Source organism: Klebsiella pneumoniae, assembly GCF_000742135.1.
Taxonomy (GTDB): Bacteria; Pseudomonadota; Gammaproteobacteria; order Enterobacterales; family Enterobacteriaceae; genus Klebsiella; species Klebsiella pneumoniae.
Window position 1 is genome coordinate 5,033,678 of record NZ_KN046818.1, and the last position, 15,362, is coordinate 5,049,039.

Sequence of the window (15,362 nt, forward strand, 5' to 3'; positions counted from 1 at the left end):
GATTAGCGCCGCCAGCGTCGCAGCAGGCGGCTACGCAGCCCGGTGTCAAAGCGCCAGATATGATCGAAGATGCGCATGATGCCGGGTTTGCCGTGAACCGACATCGCCACCGCGTGAAAACGGTGCTGATGCTTACGCTGTAACTCCCCCACCTGAGCAATCACCTCATCCGGCAACCGTTGGGCAATAAAGTCGGAGATCACCACGGCATCCGCATCCACCCACTGCGGGTTTTGCAAACGTTCAATAATGGCGCGAAAACAGCTGGCCAGATCGGTGCCGCCGCGAAAACGCTGGCTCAGGAAACGGATCGCCTGCTCCAGTCCGCTCTCGCTGGTCAACTCGTAATGCACTACTTCGCTGGAAAACAGCATAATGAAGCAGCGACGGTTATCGGCCAGCGCGATGCGCATCAGGGCCAGACAAAAGGCCTTAGCGCACTGTTCGTTAAAACCGCCCATCGATCCTGACGTATCGACGCAGACAATGAACGGCCCGCGCGGTTGCTCATCAAAATCCTGCCGCGTTACCGGGCGTTCGGTAATTTTCTCGCGCCAGGCATCGCCGTGTAGCCGGTAGGTGAGCAGCTGTTTCTCCACCAGCTTGCGATAAAATTCAAACTCCAGCTCCGTGATGCCAAGCGTCGCCAGCTCCGGCGGCAGCAGGCGTAGAATGTCGTCGCTCTGCTGGAGGCCGTCGACCTGTTCAGGCACCGTTGCCGGCTCGCGTACCAGGCTGCGGAAGGTTTCCATCGGCGCATCTTTCTTCGGCACGGATTTCGCTTCCCTTGAACGCCCCAGCTGTTCCGCCAGCTGCAGCAGCTCCGGTTGCTGGTTAAGAAAATCGCCATAGCGCACGATCAGCTGGTAGTCGCCTCGTTTGAGTTCGCCGGCGCTCATATCCCACAGGCGTCCGGCGGCGGTATCATTTTCCGCCAGCACCGGATCGAGCTGACCGCTGAGCGTCATTCGTTCCTGGACCTCACTGAGCAACTGGTCGCGCTCCTCGTCCAGCAGCTGCTGGTTAAGGCTGGTGGCTTGCACCACCAGGCTCAGGCGCCAGCGCTGTAAAAACAGCGTATGCAGCGCCGGGGTAAAGGTGGCATTGTCATCCACCAGCTTCTGCGCCTGGGCGGCAAAAGGGGACTGGAGCTGGTGCAGTTTGCCGAGAATTTGCGGGAGCTGGACGATAAACTGCGAGGTAGAGAGCAGCTGAGCCTGCTGATAGGTTTGCACTTCGGCGTCCAGATCCGGCGGGATGTTAACTTCTTTTAAGCGGGCGCGAACGGCTTCCCGCCAGCGCGGAATATCCGCCGCGATGATGTTTTTCAGGCGGGGAAATTTTTCAAAGAACACCGCCAGTTGAGGAGAGGCCAACAGCGCCAGCAGCATCTCCTCGATCATTCCCTCTTCGCTGACTGCCAGCATGACATTCAGCATATCGAGCGTCATGGCTGCTTCGCCTGTTTAATCTGCGCGCCGACGTCCTGCAGGCTGGCTTCGATTCTTCCCAGCCATTCGACCGGGATAAACAGGCACTTTTGCTGCTCGCTGAAGCGGTTGTGTTGCTGGTGCCACTCATCATCCAGCGCTTCCAGCTGCTGGCGAATTTCCGCCGGCATATTCTCCTGTGCTGCGCTGCCGGGCAGCGCGAGGCGTGAGCCCTGCAGGCTCACATCGCGGACGACCAGATGCTGGCTGGTGTCGACATCCATATTGAGTAGTTGGGCAAAGCCGATCCCGTTGAGCTTACCGCGGATCTCGCCGCCCTTTTCCAGCCAGTTGGCTAACGCCTCGCGTTCAAAAGTAATGTGGATCACTTCCATATCGTGAAGTTTGAGCGGCTGCTGCAGCAGCAGCGTCAGGGGGGTCCCCTGGATCTCCGCCGGCAGTTCATAGTGCGGTTTGCGGCTAAACATCCCGCCAAGGCGGGTGACCTTCAGCGCCGTTTTGTCGCTTTGCTGTTGTTGGATCTGAATGCGTCGCTGCACAATCGCCCCCAACCGCGTCAGCATCGCCTGCTGTTGCCAGGCGTGACAGGTCATGAGCGTTTCCAGCTGCTGCGACATCAGGTTCATACTTTCGACGTTGTGCCACAGACAATCTTTCAGCAGGATTAGGTCGATCGGCGCGATGCTGTCGCGGCCGCTGAAGAAGGCGCTGGCCTGCAGCAGGCGAATAGCCTTTTTCCAGCGGCGATCCGAGACGTAGGGGGCATTTGGCAGGGCGTCCAGCTGCTGGCGGAGCTGGAATATCAGCTCAAACACCGCGTCCGGCAGTTTAATATTGCCGATCTGCTGCTGCCATTGGGTAAATTCCTCGTCGCTCACCTGCAGCGCGCTGGGCACTGGATTGCTGTTTTCATCCTGCTGGCTGACCAGCATCGAACGGAAATTACCTTTATCCTGCACTTTATCAAGCCATAGACGGATCAGCATTCGGTCATACAGCGCTTCCAGGCTGCTGTCGGCTTCCGGGAGTTCGTTCGACGCGGCCACCAGCAGGCGCATTGGGATTTTCTCTTCATGCGCGCCATTGCGGAAGTGACGTTCGTTAATCGCCGTCAGTAGGGTGTTGAGGATAGCCGGACCTGCTTTCCATATTTCATCGAGAAACACGATTTCCGCTTCCGGCAGGTAGCCGGCGGTTAAACGTTCGTAACGGCCTTCATCTTTCAGCGCCTGAATGGACAGTGGCCCAAAAACCTCTTCCGGGGTAGAGAAGCGGGTCATCAGATATTCAAAAGCGCGCGCCTGCTGGAAGGCGAATTTGAGGCGGCGGGCAATCAGGCTTTTGGCGATCCCCGGTGGACCAAGCAAAAAAACGCTCTCGCCGCTGAGCGCCGCCAGCAGGCAGAGGCGTATCGCGTGGCTGCGTTCAAAGAGTCCTTTTTCGAGTGCCGCGCTGAGCCGGGAAATTCTTTCAGCCAGTAAATGTGTTTGAGCCATAATTGAGTTGCGTGCTTTGTCATGTATCGTTATTGGGACGAGTATAGATGTTAGAGCCGGGGCGGTAATAGCCTGAAGAATCGATTTATTTTTTTTGAGCCAGGTTAATATGGTGTCTGTTAGGGGTACGATTTCACAAATAATCGTGCATACTGTGCGCTTTTTGTGGGCCAAGGGACTAGGCACACATTTGTTTTATAAACGAAAAGACTAGTCTATGAGCACTGATAATAAACAATCGTTGCCGGCGTTAACGCTGGCGGCCATCGGCGTGGTGTACGGCGATATCGGTACCAGTCCACTGTATACCCTGCGCGAATGCCTGTCAGGTCAGTTTGGCTTTGGCGTAGAGCGCGATGCCGTTTTTGGCTTTTTGTCGCTGATTTTCTGGCTGTTAATCTTTACCGTATCGATTAAATACATCACCTTCGTGATGCGGGCGGATAACGCCGGGGAAGGCGGGATCTTAACGCTGATGTCGCTGGCCGGACGTAATACTTCGGCCAGAATGACCTCCGTGCTGGTGATCCTCGGCCTTATCGGCGGCAGTTTCTTCTATGGCGAAGTGGTGATTACCCCGGCGATTTCGGTAATGTCGGCGATAGAGGGGTTAGAAATTATCGCCCCGCAGCTCGATACCTGGATTGTCCCTATCTCCATTATCGTGCTCACCCTGCTGTTTGTGATCCAGAAGCACGGGACTGGCATGGTCGGCAAGCTGTTTGCGCCGATTATGCTGATCTGGTTCCTGTTGCTGGCGGTGCTGGGCGCGCGAAGCATTTACGCTAATCCGGAAGTTCTGCAGGCGCTGAACCCCTACTGGGCTGTGCACTTCTTCCTGCAATACAAGACCGTTTCCTTTATTGCGCTTGGCGCGGTGGTGCTGTCGATTACCGGGGTGGAAGCGCTGTACGCCGATATGGGCCACTTCGGCAAACTGCCGATCCGCGTTGCCTGGTTCTCCGTCGTGCTGCCCTCGTTGGTGCTGAACTATTTTGGCCAGGGCGCGCTGCTGCTGAAGCACCCGGAAGCGATTAAAAACCCGTTCTTCCTGCTGGCGCCTGAGTGGGCGCTGATCCCGATGCTGATTATCGCCACGCTGGCGACGGTTATCGCCTCCCAGGCAGTGATTTCCGGGGTCTTCTCCCTGACCCGTCAGGCAGTGCGTCTGGGCTATCTATCGCCGATGCGCATTATCCATACCTCGGAAATGGAGTCCGGGCAGATTTACATTCCGTTCATTAACTGGCTGCTGTACGTTTCTGTGGTCATCGTTATCGTCAGCTTTGAGCATTCGTCTAACCTGGCGGCGGCGTATGGTATCGCCGTAACGGGCACCATGGTGCTGACCTCCATTCTGTCGGCGACCGTGGCGCGCAAAAACTGGCACTGGAACAAGCTGTTTGTCGGTCTGATGCTGGTGGCCTTCCTGTGCATTGATATTCCGCTGTTCTCGGCGAACCTCGATAAGATTGTCTCCGGCGGCTGGCTACCGTTGTCCCTGGGGATGGTGATGTTTACGGTGATGACGACCTGGAAGAGCGAGCGTTTCCGCCTGCTGCGCCGGATGCACGAGCATGGCAACTCGCTGGAAGCGATGATCTCTTCGCTGGAGAAGTCACCGCCAGTGCGTGTGCCGGGTACTGCGGTGTATATGTCCCGCGCCCTGAACGTGATCCCGTTTGCCCTGCTGCATAACCTGAAGCACAACAAGGTGCTGCATGAGCGAGTGATCCTCCTGACCCTGCGTACCGAAGATGCGCCTTACGTGCATAACGTTCGCCGGGTGCAGATTGAGCAGCTGTCACCGTCCTTCTGGCGGGTGGTGGCCAGCTACGGCTGGCGGGAAACGCCTAACGTTGAAGAGGTGTTCCACCGCTGTGGCCTGGAAGGACTCAGCTGCCGGATGATGGAGACCTCGTTCTTTATGTCGCATGAGTCGCTGATTATCGGTAAACGGCCATGGTATCTGCGCCTGCGCGGCAAGCTTTATCTGCTGCTGCAGCGTAACGCCCTGCGGGCGCCGGATCAGTTTGAGATCCCGCCAAACCGGGTTATCGAGCTCGGTACCCAGGTCGAAATCTGATGTCAAAAAAGCCCTTCCGTTGCGAAGGGCTTTTTGTTTCTCACTCCGGTTGTTATGTCCTGTCGCTGCCTCGCGAAACGTTTCGATGGCGATCACATTTCTCTCTTCTGGTGATGGTTTTCTGCTCACGCATTGATAATAATTATTTTAGCGAAACGTTTCGCTAGTGGAGCAAAAGAGAAAAAATGAAAAAAGGCACCGTACTTAACGCTGATATTTCCGCGGTCATTTCCCGCCTGGGCCACACCGATACGCTGGTGGTCTGCGATGCCGGATTACCGGTTCCCCGCAGCAGCACGCGCATTGATATGGCGCTGACTCAGGGCGTACCTTCATTTATGCAGGTGCTGGAAGTGGTGACGACGGAAATGCAGGTTGAAGCGGCTGTCATCGCGGAAGAGATTAAAACCCATAATCCGCAGCTCCACGCGACGTTGCTCACTCACCTCGAGCAGCTGCAGCAGCACCAGGGAAATACCATTGAAATTCGTTACACCAGCCATGAGCAGTTCAAAAAACAAACCGCAGACAGTCAGGCGGTAATTCGCAGCGGGGAGTGTTCCCCGTTTGCGAATATCATTCTCTGTGCCGGCGTCACGTTCTGAGGTCGCCGTCATGGAAGCCTTATTGCAACTGAAAGGGATCGACAAAGCGTTCCCTGGCGTCAAGGCGCTCTCCGGCGCGGCGCTGAATGTCTATGCCGGCCGGGTGATGGCGCTGGTAGGGGAAAATGGCGCCGGCAAGTCCACTATGATGAAGGTGTTGACCGGGATCTACACCCGTGATGCCGGCTCTTTGCTGTGGTTAGGCAAAGAGACGACCTTTAACGGCCCAAAATCCTCCCAGGAAGCCGGGATCGGCATTATCCATCAGGAACTGAACCTGATCCCTCAGTTGACGATCGCCGAGAACATCTTCCTTGGCCGCGAGTTCGTTAACCGTTTTGGCAAAATCGACTGGAAGCAGATGTATGCCGAAGCCGACAAGCTGTTGGCAAAGCTGAATCTCCGCTTTACCAGCCAGAAACTGGTGGGCGATCTATCGATTGGCGATCAGCAAATGGTGGAGATCGCCAAAGTGCTGAGCTTCGAATCGAAAGTCATCATTATGGATGAACCGACCGATGCGCTGACCGATACCGAAACCGAATCGCTGTTCCGCGTCATCCGAGAACTGAAGTCGCAGGGGCGCGGTATCGTCTATATCTCCCACCGTATGAAAGAGATCTTCGAGATTTGCGACGACGTGACGGTCTTTCGTGACGGGCAGTTTATCGCCGAGCGCGAGGTCTCGTCGCTGGATGAGGACCGACTTATCGAGATGATGGTCGGCCGTAAGCTGGAAGACCAATATCCCCACCTCGATAAGGCGCCCGGCGCGGTGCGCCTGAAGGTCGACAGCCTCTGCGGCCCGGGGGTGGATAACGTGACCTTTACCCTGCGCCAGGGGGAGATCCTCGGCGTTGCCGGGCTGATGGGCGCCGGGCGGACCGAACTGATGAAAGTGCTGTACGGCGCGCTGCCGCGCAGCAGCGGTTCCGTGACGCTCGATGGCCGCGAAGTGGTGACCCGTTCGCCGCAGGATGGTCTGGCGAACGGCATTGTCTATATCTCCGAAGACCGTAAGCGCGATGGTCTGGTTCTCGGGATGTCGGTAAAAGAAAACATGTCCCTGACGGCGCTGCGCTATTTCAGCCGGGCGGGCGGTAGTCTTAAGCATAAAGATGAACAGCAGGCGGTGAGTGATTTCATCCGCCTGTTTAACGTGAAAACGCCGTCCATGGAGCAGGCGATCGGTCTGCTCTCCGGCGGCAACCAGCAAAAGGTCGCCATCGCCCGCGGGCTGATGACCCGGCCGAAGGTGCTGATCCTCGATGAACCGACCCGCGGCGTCGACGTCGGGGCGAAGAAAGAGATCTACCAGCTCATCAACCAGTTCAAAGCCGACGGCCTGAGCATCATTCTGGTCTCCTCCGAGATGCCGGAAGTGTTGGGCATGAGCGATCGCATCATAGTGATGCATGAAGGGCATCTCGGCGGTGAATTCACACGCGAGCAGGCCACCCAGGAAGTATTGATGGCTGCCGCTGTGGGCAAGCTTAACCGTGTGAATCAGGAGTAAGAAAGATGACAACCCAGGCTGTTTCTGGTCGCCGCTATTTCACAAAAGCGTGGCTGATGGAGCAAAAATCGCTGATTGCCCTGCTGGTGCTGATCGCGGTGGTATCGACCATGAGCCCCAACTTTTTTACCGTCAATAACCTGTTCAATATTCTGCAGCAAACCTCCGTTAACGCCATTATGGCGGTAGGGATGACGCTGGTCATACTGACCTCGGGGATCGATCTGTCCGTCGGCTCCCTGCTGGCGCTCACCGGTGCGGTGGCAGCGTCGATCGTTGGCATTGAGGTTAATGCGCTGGTGGCGGTCGCGGCTGCCCTCGCATTAGGTGCGGCGATCGGCGCAGTCACCGGGGTGATTGTAGCGAGAGGCCGCGTGCAGGCCTTCATCGCCACCCTGGTGATGATGCTGCTGCTGCGCGGCGTAACCATGGTGTACACCAACGGCAGCCCGATCAATACCGGCTTTAGCGATAATGCCGATCTGTTCGGCTGGTTTGGCATCGGGCGTCCGCTGGGGATCCCGACGCCGGTATGGATCATGGCGATTGTCTTCCTGGCGGCCTGGTACATGCTGCACCATACTCGCCTGGGCCGTTATATTTATGCCCTGGGCGGTAATGAAGCGGCGACGCGTCTGTCCGGGATTAGCGTCAATAAAGTTAAAATTATCGTTTACGCCTTGTGCGGAATGCTGGCTTCGCTGGCCGGGATCATCGAAGTGGCGCGTCTCTCCTCCGCGCAGCCGACGGCGGGGACGGGCTATGAGCTGGACGCCATTGCGGCGGTGGTGCTCGGCGGCACCAGCCTCGCTGGTGGCAAAGGACGCATTGTCGGCACGCTGATTGGTGCGCTGATCCTTGGCTTCCTGAATAATGGTCTTAATCTTTTAGGCGTTTCTTCCTATTACCAGATGATCGTTAAAGCGGTGGTGATTTTGCTGGCGGTACTGGTAGATAACAAAAAGCAGTAACTGAGAACTCTACAGGACATCTTAACTATGAATATGAAAAAACTGGCGACCCTGGTCTCTGCTGTTGCGCTAAGTGCGACCGTTAGCGCGAACGCGATGGCCAAAGACACCATCGCTCTGGTTATCTCTACCCTCAACAACCCGTTCTTCGTGTCGCTGAAAGACGGCGCGCAAAAAGAAGCTGACAAGCTGGGCTACAACCTGGTGGTGCTGGATTCCCAGAACAACCCGGCGAAAGAGCTGGCGAACGTCCAGGATTTAACGGTGCGCGGCACCAAGCTGCTGCTGATCAACCCCACCGACTCTGATGCCGTTGGCAACGCCGTGAAGATGGCGAACCAGGCGAAAATCCCGGTCATCACTCTCGACCGTCAGGCGACAAAAGGCGATGTTGTGAGCCATATCGCCTCTGACAACGTGCAGGGTGGGAAAATGGCTGGCGATTACATCGCGAAAAAAGTGGGTGAAAGTGCAAAAGTCATTGAGCTGCAGGGCATTGCCGGAACTTCTGCGGCGCGCGAGCGTGGCGAAGGCTTTAAACAGGCCGTGGCGGCGCACAAATTCAACGTCCTGGCCAGCCAGCCGGCCGATTTCGACCGCACCAAAGGCCTGAACGTGATGCAGAACCTGCTGACCGCACATCCTGACGTCCAGGCAGTGTTCGCGCAAAATGATGAAATGGCGCTGGGCGCCCTGCGCGCGCTGCAGACTGCAGGCAAGTCCGATGTGATGGTGGTTGGATTTGACGGCACTCCGGATGGCGAAAAAGCAGTAAACAGTGGCAAACTGGCGGCGACCGTCGCACAGTTGCCGGAGCAGATCGGCGCGAAAGGCGTTGAGACTGCTGATAAGGTACTGAAGGGCGAAAAAGTGGAAGCTAACTACCCGGTTGAGCTGAAGCTGGTCGTTAAGCAGTAATATGCGATTCGGACTGGCAACGGTCCGAGGGACAATATAAAAAAAGAAAAGCAGGGCATGCGCCACCGGATCCCGGTGGCGCGCTTTCCCGGGAACAGAAATGATGAAAACTGCAGGCAAACTTGTCGTCCTTGGCAGTATCAATGCCGATCACATTCTTAACCTTGACGCTTTCCCGACGCCGGGCGAAACCGTCACCGGCCACCATTATCAGGTGGCGTTCGGTGGAAAAGGGGCCAACCAGGCGGTGGCCGCCGGGCGCAGCGGAGCGGATATCGCGTTTATCGCCTGCACCGGCGATGACGATATCGGTGAACGCATCCGTCGTCAGCTGGCGAGCGATAAAATCGACGTGGCGCCCGTGCGCGCGGTTGCCGGGGAAGCGACCGGGGTGGCATTAATTTTCGTTAACGCCGAAGGTGAGAATGTCATCGGTATTCATGCCGGCGCCAATGCGGCGCTTTCCGTCTCCCAGGTTGAGGCGGAAAAAGAGCGTATCGCCAGCGCACAGGCGTTGTTGATGCAGCTGGAGTCGCCGCTGGAGAGCGTCATAGCGGCGGCGAAAATCGCCCATCACCATCACACCACCGTGGTGCTGAACCCCGCGCCAGCGCGTGAGCTACCGGATGAACTGCTGGCGCTGGTGGATATTATTACCCCTAACGAAACCGAAGCGGAAAAGCTGACCGGTATTCGCGTTGAGAGTGACGAAGATGCGGCAAAAGCCGCCAACGTGCTGCATGCCAAAGGCATTGGTACGGTGATGATCACCCTCGGCAGCCGCGGCGTCTGGCTCAGTGCCGAAGGCGGAAGCCGCCGGATCCCAGGGTTTCGCGTACAGGCCATTGATACTATCGCGGCCGGTGATACCTTTAACGGCGCGCTGGTGACCGCGCTGCTGGAAGGGACCGCCCTGCCGGAGGCGATTCGCTTTGCGCATGCCGCAGCGGCGATCGCCGTAACCCGCAAAGGCGCTCAGCCGTCCGTGCCGTGGCGCACAGAGATCGATGAATTTTTAGCGCAACAGGGGTAATGCTTGGCTACGATGAAAGATGTGGCCCGCATCGCGGGCGTTTCCACATCGACGGTGTCACACGTCATCAATAAGGACCGCTTTGTCAGCGAGGCGATTACCGCCAAAGTTGACGCTGCGATCAAAAGCCTCAACTACGCCCCCTCTGCGCTGGCGCGTAGCCTCAAGCTCAATCAAACCCGTACCATCGGCATGCTGATCACCGCCAGTACCAATCCGTTTTATTCGGAGCTGGTGCGGGGCGTGGAGCGTAGCTGCTTTGAGCGGGGTTATAGCCTCGTGCTCTGCAATACCGAAGGTGATGAGCAGCGAATGAATCGTAATCTGGAGACGCTAATGCAAAAACGCGTCGATGGATTACTCCTGCTGTGCACGGAGACTCATCAGCCCTCCCCGGAAATCATGCAGCGCTATCCGTCGGTACCGACGGTTATGATGGACTGGGCCCCCTTTGATGGCGATAGCGATCTGATTCAGGATAACTCGCTGCTCGGCGGCGATATGGCGACCCAGTATCTGATTGACCAGGGGCATTCACGCATTGCCTGTATTGCCGGCCCGCTGGATAAAACCCCGGCGCGCCTGCGTCTTGAAGGCTATCATGCCGCGATGGCGCGCTGCGGCCTGCCGGTTGCCGAAGGATATGTGGTGACCAGTGATTTTGAGTTTGGCGGCGGGTTTAGCGCGATGCAGCAGCTGCTGGCGTTGCCGCAGCGTCCGCAGGCGGTGTTTGTCGGTAACGATGCGATGGCGGTTGGCGCTTATCAGGCGTTATACCAGGCCGGGCTGCAGATTCCGCAGGATATGGCGCTGGTGGGCTACGATGATATTGAGCTGGCACGTTATATGACGCCGCCATTGACCACCATTCACCAGCCAAAGGATGAGCTGGGGGAACTGGCCATCGACGTACTGATCCATCGCATGGCCGATCCGCAGCAAAAACAGCAGCGCGTTCAGTTAACGCCGGAGCTGGTGGTTCGCGGTTCCGCTTAGCGTTTATGCCGCTCGCTAATCAGGTTGCGGCCATCCTTCGCTCTTAACAGCATAAACATCAGCGCCGATATAATGGTTATCACGCCCATGGTTATAAAGGTGTAGTGAAACTGCTGTACCGTGCTTGCATTATCAAAACCTTCATAGAAGCGTAGCACCGCAGCGCTGATGGCCACCCCGAGACTAATTGAAAGCTGCTGGGTGACGGCCAGCAGGCTGTTGCCGCTGCTGGCATTATCATCGGTCAGATCGGCCAGGGTAATGGTATTCATGGCGGTAAACTGCGTGGACATCGCCATCCCCAGCACGAACAGCGGCAGAAGAAGCATCCACAGCGGCATCTCTGGCGACTGCAGCGAGAACTGGGCGATCATAAGGCCAATAAACACGGTGATCCCCACCAGGGTCTTACGATAGCCAAACCAGCGCAGCACCTGGGTAACGGTGGATTTCGCAATAATCGAGCCGATAGCGGTGGGGGCGATCATACAGCCGGCGATAATGGCCGGATAGCCGAAACCAACCTGCAGCATCAGCGGCATCAGAAACGGTACGCAGCCGGTACCTAACCGCGTGGCGAGGTTGCCGGCAATGCCGACCGAGAACGTATGGGTCTTAAATAAAGAGAGCGAGATAAGCGGCGTCGGATGGCGACGCGCGTGACGCACATAGGCCACGAGCAGTAACAGACTGACGGCAATCACGGCCAGCGCCTGCCATGTCGCCACGATTTTTTCCCCAAACAGTTCAATACCGCTGGAAAATAACACCAGACTTAAGCCAAATAACAGAAAACCGCCTATATCGAAGCGTCGGCGCGGCGTTGTGAAATTTGGCATGTATTTACGGGCGTACAGAATGCCAATTACGCCGATCGGAATGTTTATCAGGAAAATCCAATGCCAGCTGGCCCAGGTCACAAATACCCCGCCGAGTACCGGGCCCAGAATCGGCCCCACCAATCCCGGCATGGTGACAAAGTTCAGGACCGGCAACAGTTCGCTGCGGGGGTAGGCACGCAGCAGGGCCAGCCTCGCCACCGGCATCATCATCGCCCCACCGATCCCCTGAATTACGCGAAAAATGACCAGTTCCGTTAAGGAACTGGAGAGGGCGCAGGCGAGGGAACCGAGGGTGAACAGGCTAACGGCGATGATAAAGACCCGGCGCGTGCCGAAGCGATCGGCCAGCCAGCCGCTGACCGGGATCAGCATCGCCACCGTCAGCGTATAGCTGATAATGGCCGACTGCATCGCTAAGGGAGAACGATTAAGACTGTGGGCGATAGCCGGGAGGGCGGTGTTAAGAATGGTGGCATCCAGCGCCTGCATAAAGAAGGCCATCGCCGCGATCCACGGCAGGCCAGCCATGCTGCGCCCTTTTTTTCCGCTCATGCCAAATCCTTGTTATTGATTTACGTGGTGTGGGGCGTTCAACAATGCCTGGCAGGCGAGCAACGCCCCCGGCGCATCACTGTTAAGAATGGCATCGACAATCGCCTGGTGGAGATCGAGCTTCACCACTTCATTTTGCGTAATCGACGTGAAGTAGGTGTGGTAGACCGAATGAAACAGCGAGGCGAAAGAGCTGAGGAAAGGATTACCGCTCATTTCATAGATATGCTCATGCCAGGCCATATCGACTTCTATCCAGCGTTCGCGCTGAAAATGGCGTTTCAGAGCAATCATCTCTTCCATTAATGTATTGAGCTGCGCTTTTTGCCCGGCGGTGCCGTTGGCGGCGGCGAGAAAGCAGGCCTGTGGCTCCAGGCTGCTGCGCATGACGAGAAAGTGGCTCACCACCTCTTCGAAGTTATCTTCTGTTAGCCACCAGGAGAGCAGTTCCTTATCAAGGAAATTCCAGCTGCTGCGCGGCATCACCCGGGTGCCAATGCGAGGGCGGGGCAGCAGCATGCCTTTTGCAGTAAGCGTCTTCACCGCTTCGCGGACGGCGGTACGGCTTACGCCGAACTGCTCCCCCAACTCCATTTCGCCGGGAAGAATGCTTTCCGGCTGATATTCGCCAGTCAGTATTTTTTGGGCGAGCTTTTCGGCCAGTACCCAGGAGATGTTCTTTTGTGCCGCCAGTTGCTGTGCGCTTAAAGACATAAATGCCGTTCCTTTCTTTCCTCTACTCTAACAGTATGCCACCAGGCGCCCCGTTTCGTCGGTTAAAACGGCAAAACGGCGGTTTTTTGCGACATTCCTCGCCGCATTGTTGAAAAAAGAGACGGTTGAAAACTTTTTTTGCATTTCCCCTTGTCACCTCAGAATTACTCCCTATAATGCGCCTCCACTGACACGGAACAACGGCAAACAAGCCGCCGGGTCAGCGGGGTTCCGGTGAGGACCTCGCAGAGAAAAGCAAAAATAAATGCTTGACTCTGCAGCGGGAAAGCGTAATATGCACACCCCGCGCCGCAGCGAAAACGAAGCGGCACTGCTCTTTAACAATTTATCAGACAATCTGTGTGGGCACTCAAAGTGACATGGATTCTTAACGTCCTCGGACGAAAAATGAATACCAAGTCTCAAGAGTGAACACGTAATTCATTACGAAGTTTAATTCTTTGAGCATCAAACTTAAATTGAAGAGTTTGATCATGGCTCAGATTGAACGCTGGCGGCAGGCCTAACACATGCAAGTCGAGCGGTAGCACAGAGAGCTTGCTCTCGGGTGACGAGCGGCGGACGGGTGAGTAATGTCTGGGAAACTGCCTGATGGAGGGGGATAACTACTGGAAACGGTAGCTAATACCGCATAATGTCGCAAGACCAAAGTGGGGGACCTTCGGGCCTCATGCCATCAGATGTGCCCAGATGGGATTAGCTAGTAGGTGGGGTAACGGCTCACCTAGGCGACGATCCCTAGCTGGTCTGAGAGGATGACCAGCCACACTGGAACTGAGACACGGTCCAGACTCCTACGGGAGGCAGCAGTGGGGAATATTGCACAATGGGCGCAAGCCTGATGCAGCCATGCCGCGTGTGTGAAGAAGGCCTTCGGGTTGTAAAGCACTTTCAGCGGGGAGGAAGGCGGTGAGGTTAATAACCTCACCGATTGACGTTACCCGCAGAAGAAGCACCGGCTAACTCCGTGCCAGCAGCCGCGGTAATACGGAGGGTGCAAGCGTTAATCGGAATTACTGGGCGTAAAGCGCACGCAGGCGGTCTGTCAAGTCGGATGTGAAATCCCCGGGCTCAACCTGGGAACTGCATTCGAAACTGGCAGGCTAGAGTCTTGTAGAGGGGGGTAGAATTCCAGGTGTAGCGGTGAAATGCGTAGAGATCTGGAGGAATACCGGTGGCGAAGGCGGCCCCCTGGACAAAGACTGACGCTCAGGTGCGAAAGCGTGGGGAGCAAACAGGATTAGATACCCTGGTAGTCCACGCCGTAAACGATGTCGATTTGGAGGTTGTGCCCTTGAGGCGTGGCTTCCGGAGCTAACGCGTTAAATCGACCGCCTGGGGAGTACGGCCGCAAGGTTAAAACTCAAATGAATTGACGGGGGCCCGCACAAGCGGTGGAGCATGTGGTTTAATTCGATGCAACGCGAAGAACCTTACCTGGTCTTGACATCCACAGAACTTTCCAGAGATGGATTGGTGCCTTCGGGAACTGTGAGACAGGTGCTGCATGGCTGTCGTCAGCTCGTGTTGTGAAATGTTGGGTTAAGTCCCGCAACGAGCGCAACCCTTATCCTTTGTTGCCAGCGGTCCGGCCGGGAACTCAAAGGAGACTGCCAGTGATAAACTGGAGGAAGGTGGGGATGACGTCAAGTCATCATGGCCCTTACGACCAGGGCTACACACGTGCTACAATGGCATATACAAAGAGAAGCGACCTCGCGAGAGCAAGCGGACCTCATAAAGTATGTCGTAGTCCGGATTGGAGTCTGCAACTCGACTCCATGAAGTCGGAATCGCTAGTAATCGTAGATCAGAATGCTACGGTGAATACGTTCCCGGGCCTTGTACACACCGCCCGTCACACCATGGGAGTGGGTTGCAAAAGAAGTAGGTAGCTTAACCTTCGGGAGGGCGCTTACCACTTTGTGATTCATGACTGGGGTGAAGTCGTAACAAGGTAACCGTAGGGGAACCTGCGGTTGGATCACCTCCTTACCTTAAAGAACCTGACTTTGTAGTGCTCACACAGATTGTCTGATGAACGTAAAGAAGCAAGGCGTCTTGCGATTGAGACTTCAGTGTCCCCTTCGTCTAGAGGCCCAGGACACCGCCCTTTCACGGCGGTAACAGGGGTTCGAATCCCCTAGGGGACGCCACTTGC

General features: G+C 56.4%; 11 protein-coding genes, 1 tRNA gene and 1 rRNA gene. 9 read left to right on the top strand and 4 right to left on the bottom strand.

Annotation, left to right across the window (positions count from 1 at the left end; genetic code table 11):
• Positions 1–2: 2 nt before the first annotated feature.
• Both viaA and ravA read right to left on the bottom strand, forming a co-directional pair.
• Positions 3–1,451: an ATPase RavA stimulator ViaA gene (gene viaA, locus DR88_RS02215; RefSeq protein ID WP_002882517.1), complete on the bottom strand. Its 1,449-nt coding sequence runs from the start codon at positions 1,449–1,451 to the stop codon at positions 3–5.
• Complete coding sequence (gene ravA, locus DR88_RS02210; protein ID WP_004150324.1) at positions 1,448–2,947, bottom strand: ATPase RavA; 1,500 nt, start codon at positions 2,945–2,947, stop codon at positions 1,448–1,450. Before ravA ends, viaA begins: the two co-directional genes overlap by 4 nt.
• Before the next feature lie 217 nt (positions 2,948–3,164).
• Between ravA and kup the strand changes: the two genes are divergently transcribed.
• The 7 genes from kup (at position 3,165) to rbsR (ending at position 11,072) form a co-directional block, all read left to right on the top strand.
• Complete coding sequence (gene kup / locus DR88_RS02205) at positions 3,165–5,033, top strand: low affinity potassium transporter Kup (protein WP_002882520.1); 1,869 nt, start codon at positions 3,165–3,167, stop codon at positions 5,031–5,033.
• Positions 5,034–5,218: 185 nt separating this feature from the next.
• The gene (rbsD, locus tag DR88_RS02200) at positions 5,219–5,638 is read left to right on the top strand and encodes a D-ribose pyranase (RefSeq protein WP_002882527.1); all 420 of its coding nucleotides are present in this window, start codon (positions 5,219–5,221) and stop codon (positions 5,636–5,638) included.
• A 10-nt stretch (positions 5,639–5,648) separates the two neighbouring features.
• Positions 5,649–7,154: a ribose ABC transporter ATP-binding protein RbsA gene (gene rbsA / locus DR88_RS02195; RefSeq protein WP_023283098.1), complete on the top strand. Its 1,506-nt coding sequence runs from the start codon at positions 5,649–5,651 to the stop codon at positions 7,152–7,154.
• A 5-nt stretch (positions 7,155–7,159) separates the two neighbouring features.
• A complete protein-coding gene (gene rbsC, locus DR88_RS02190; RefSeq protein ID WP_002882531.1) occupies positions 7,160–8,125 on the top strand; it encodes a ribose ABC transporter permease in 966 nt (321 codons plus the stop codon).
• A gap of 27 nt (positions 8,126–8,152) precedes the next feature.
• Positions 8,153–9,043, top strand: coding sequence for a ribose ABC transporter substrate-binding protein RbsB (gene rbsB / locus DR88_RS02185; RefSeq protein ID WP_002882536.1), 891 nt, complete (start codon positions 8,153–8,155; stop codon positions 9,041–9,043).
• A 100-nt stretch (positions 9,044–9,143) separates the two neighbouring features.
• Entirely contained in the window at positions 9,144–10,076 is a 933-nt protein-coding gene (gene rbsK / locus DR88_RS02180) for a ribokinase (RefSeq protein ID WP_004150329.1), read from the top strand.
• Between the two features lie 3 nt (positions 10,077–10,079).
• Positions 10,080–11,072, top strand: a complete 993-nt coding sequence (gene rbsR, locus DR88_RS02175) for a ribose operon transcriptional repressor RbsR (RefSeq protein ID WP_004187944.1) — start codon at positions 10,080–10,082, stop codon at positions 11,070–11,072.
• Here the strand turns inward: rbsR and mdtD are convergent.
• Together mdtD and DR88_RS02165 are read right to left on the bottom strand one after the other, a co-directional pair.
• Positions 11,069–12,466 (bottom strand): multidrug transporter subunit MdtD, encoded by a 1,398-nt coding sequence (gene mdtD / locus DR88_RS02170; RefSeq protein ID WP_002882539.1) that lies wholly within the window; start codon positions 12,464–12,466, stop codon positions 11,069–11,071. The genes rbsR and mdtD overlap by 4 nt on opposite strands.
• A gap of 12 nt (positions 12,467–12,478) precedes the next feature.
• The gene (locus tag DR88_RS02165) at positions 12,479–13,180 is read right to left on the bottom strand and encodes a FadR/GntR family transcriptional regulator (RefSeq protein WP_002882540.1); all 702 of its coding nucleotides are present in this window, start codon (positions 13,178–13,180) and stop codon (positions 12,479–12,481) included.
• 476 nt (positions 13,181–13,656) lie between these two features.
• On the opposite strand from DR88_RS02165, the gene DR88_RS02160 reads away from it, so the two are divergent.
• Together DR88_RS02160 and DR88_RS02155 are read left to right on the top strand one after the other, a co-directional pair.
• Positions 13,657–15,196 (top strand): 16S ribosomal RNA (locus DR88_RS02160).
• Between the two features lie 85 nt (positions 15,197–15,281).
• Positions 15,282–15,357 (top strand) — tRNA-Glu (locus tag DR88_RS02155).
• The last annotated feature ends 5 nt before the right edge of the window (positions 15,358–15,362 follow it).

What these genes read in the sequence shown, in the direction of transcription:
- DR88_RS02165 (WP_002882540.1), bottom strand. Translation starts at nt 13,180, where the DNA reads ATGTCTTTAAGCGCACAGCAACTGGCGGCACAAAAGAACATCTCCTGG.
- rbsB (WP_002882536.1), top strand. Translation starts at nt 8,153, where the DNA reads ATGAATATGAAAAAACTGGCGACCCTGGTCTCTGCTGTTGCGCTAAGT.
- rbsA (WP_023283098.1), top strand. Translation starts at nt 5,649, where the DNA reads ATGGAAGCCTTATTGCAACTGAAAGGGATCGACAAAGCGTTCCCTGGC.
- ravA (WP_004150324.1), bottom strand. Translation starts at nt 2,947, where the DNA reads ATGGCTCAAACACATTTACTGGCTGAAAGAATTTCCCGGCTCAGCGCG.
- viaA (WP_002882517.1), bottom strand. Translation starts at nt 1,451, where the DNA reads ATGACGCTCGATATGCTGAATGTCATGCTGGCAGTCAGCGAAGAGGGA.
- mdtD (WP_002882539.1), bottom strand. Translation starts at nt 12,466, where the DNA reads ATGAGCGGAAAAAAAGGGCGCAGCATGGCTGGCCTGCCGTGGATCGCG.
- rbsD (WP_002882527.1), top strand. Translation starts at nt 5,219, where the DNA reads ATGAAAAAAGGCACCGTACTTAACGCTGATATTTCCGCGGTCATTTCC.
- rbsK (WP_004150329.1), top strand. Translation starts at nt 9,144, where the DNA reads ATGATGAAAACTGCAGGCAAACTTGTCGTCCTTGGCAGTATCAATGCC.
- rbsC (WP_002882531.1), top strand. Translation starts at nt 7,160, where the DNA reads ATGACAACCCAGGCTGTTTCTGGTCGCCGCTATTTCACAAAAGCGTGG.
- kup (WP_002882520.1), top strand. Translation starts at nt 3,165, where the DNA reads ATGAGCACTGATAATAAACAATCGTTGCCGGCGTTAACGCTGGCGGCC.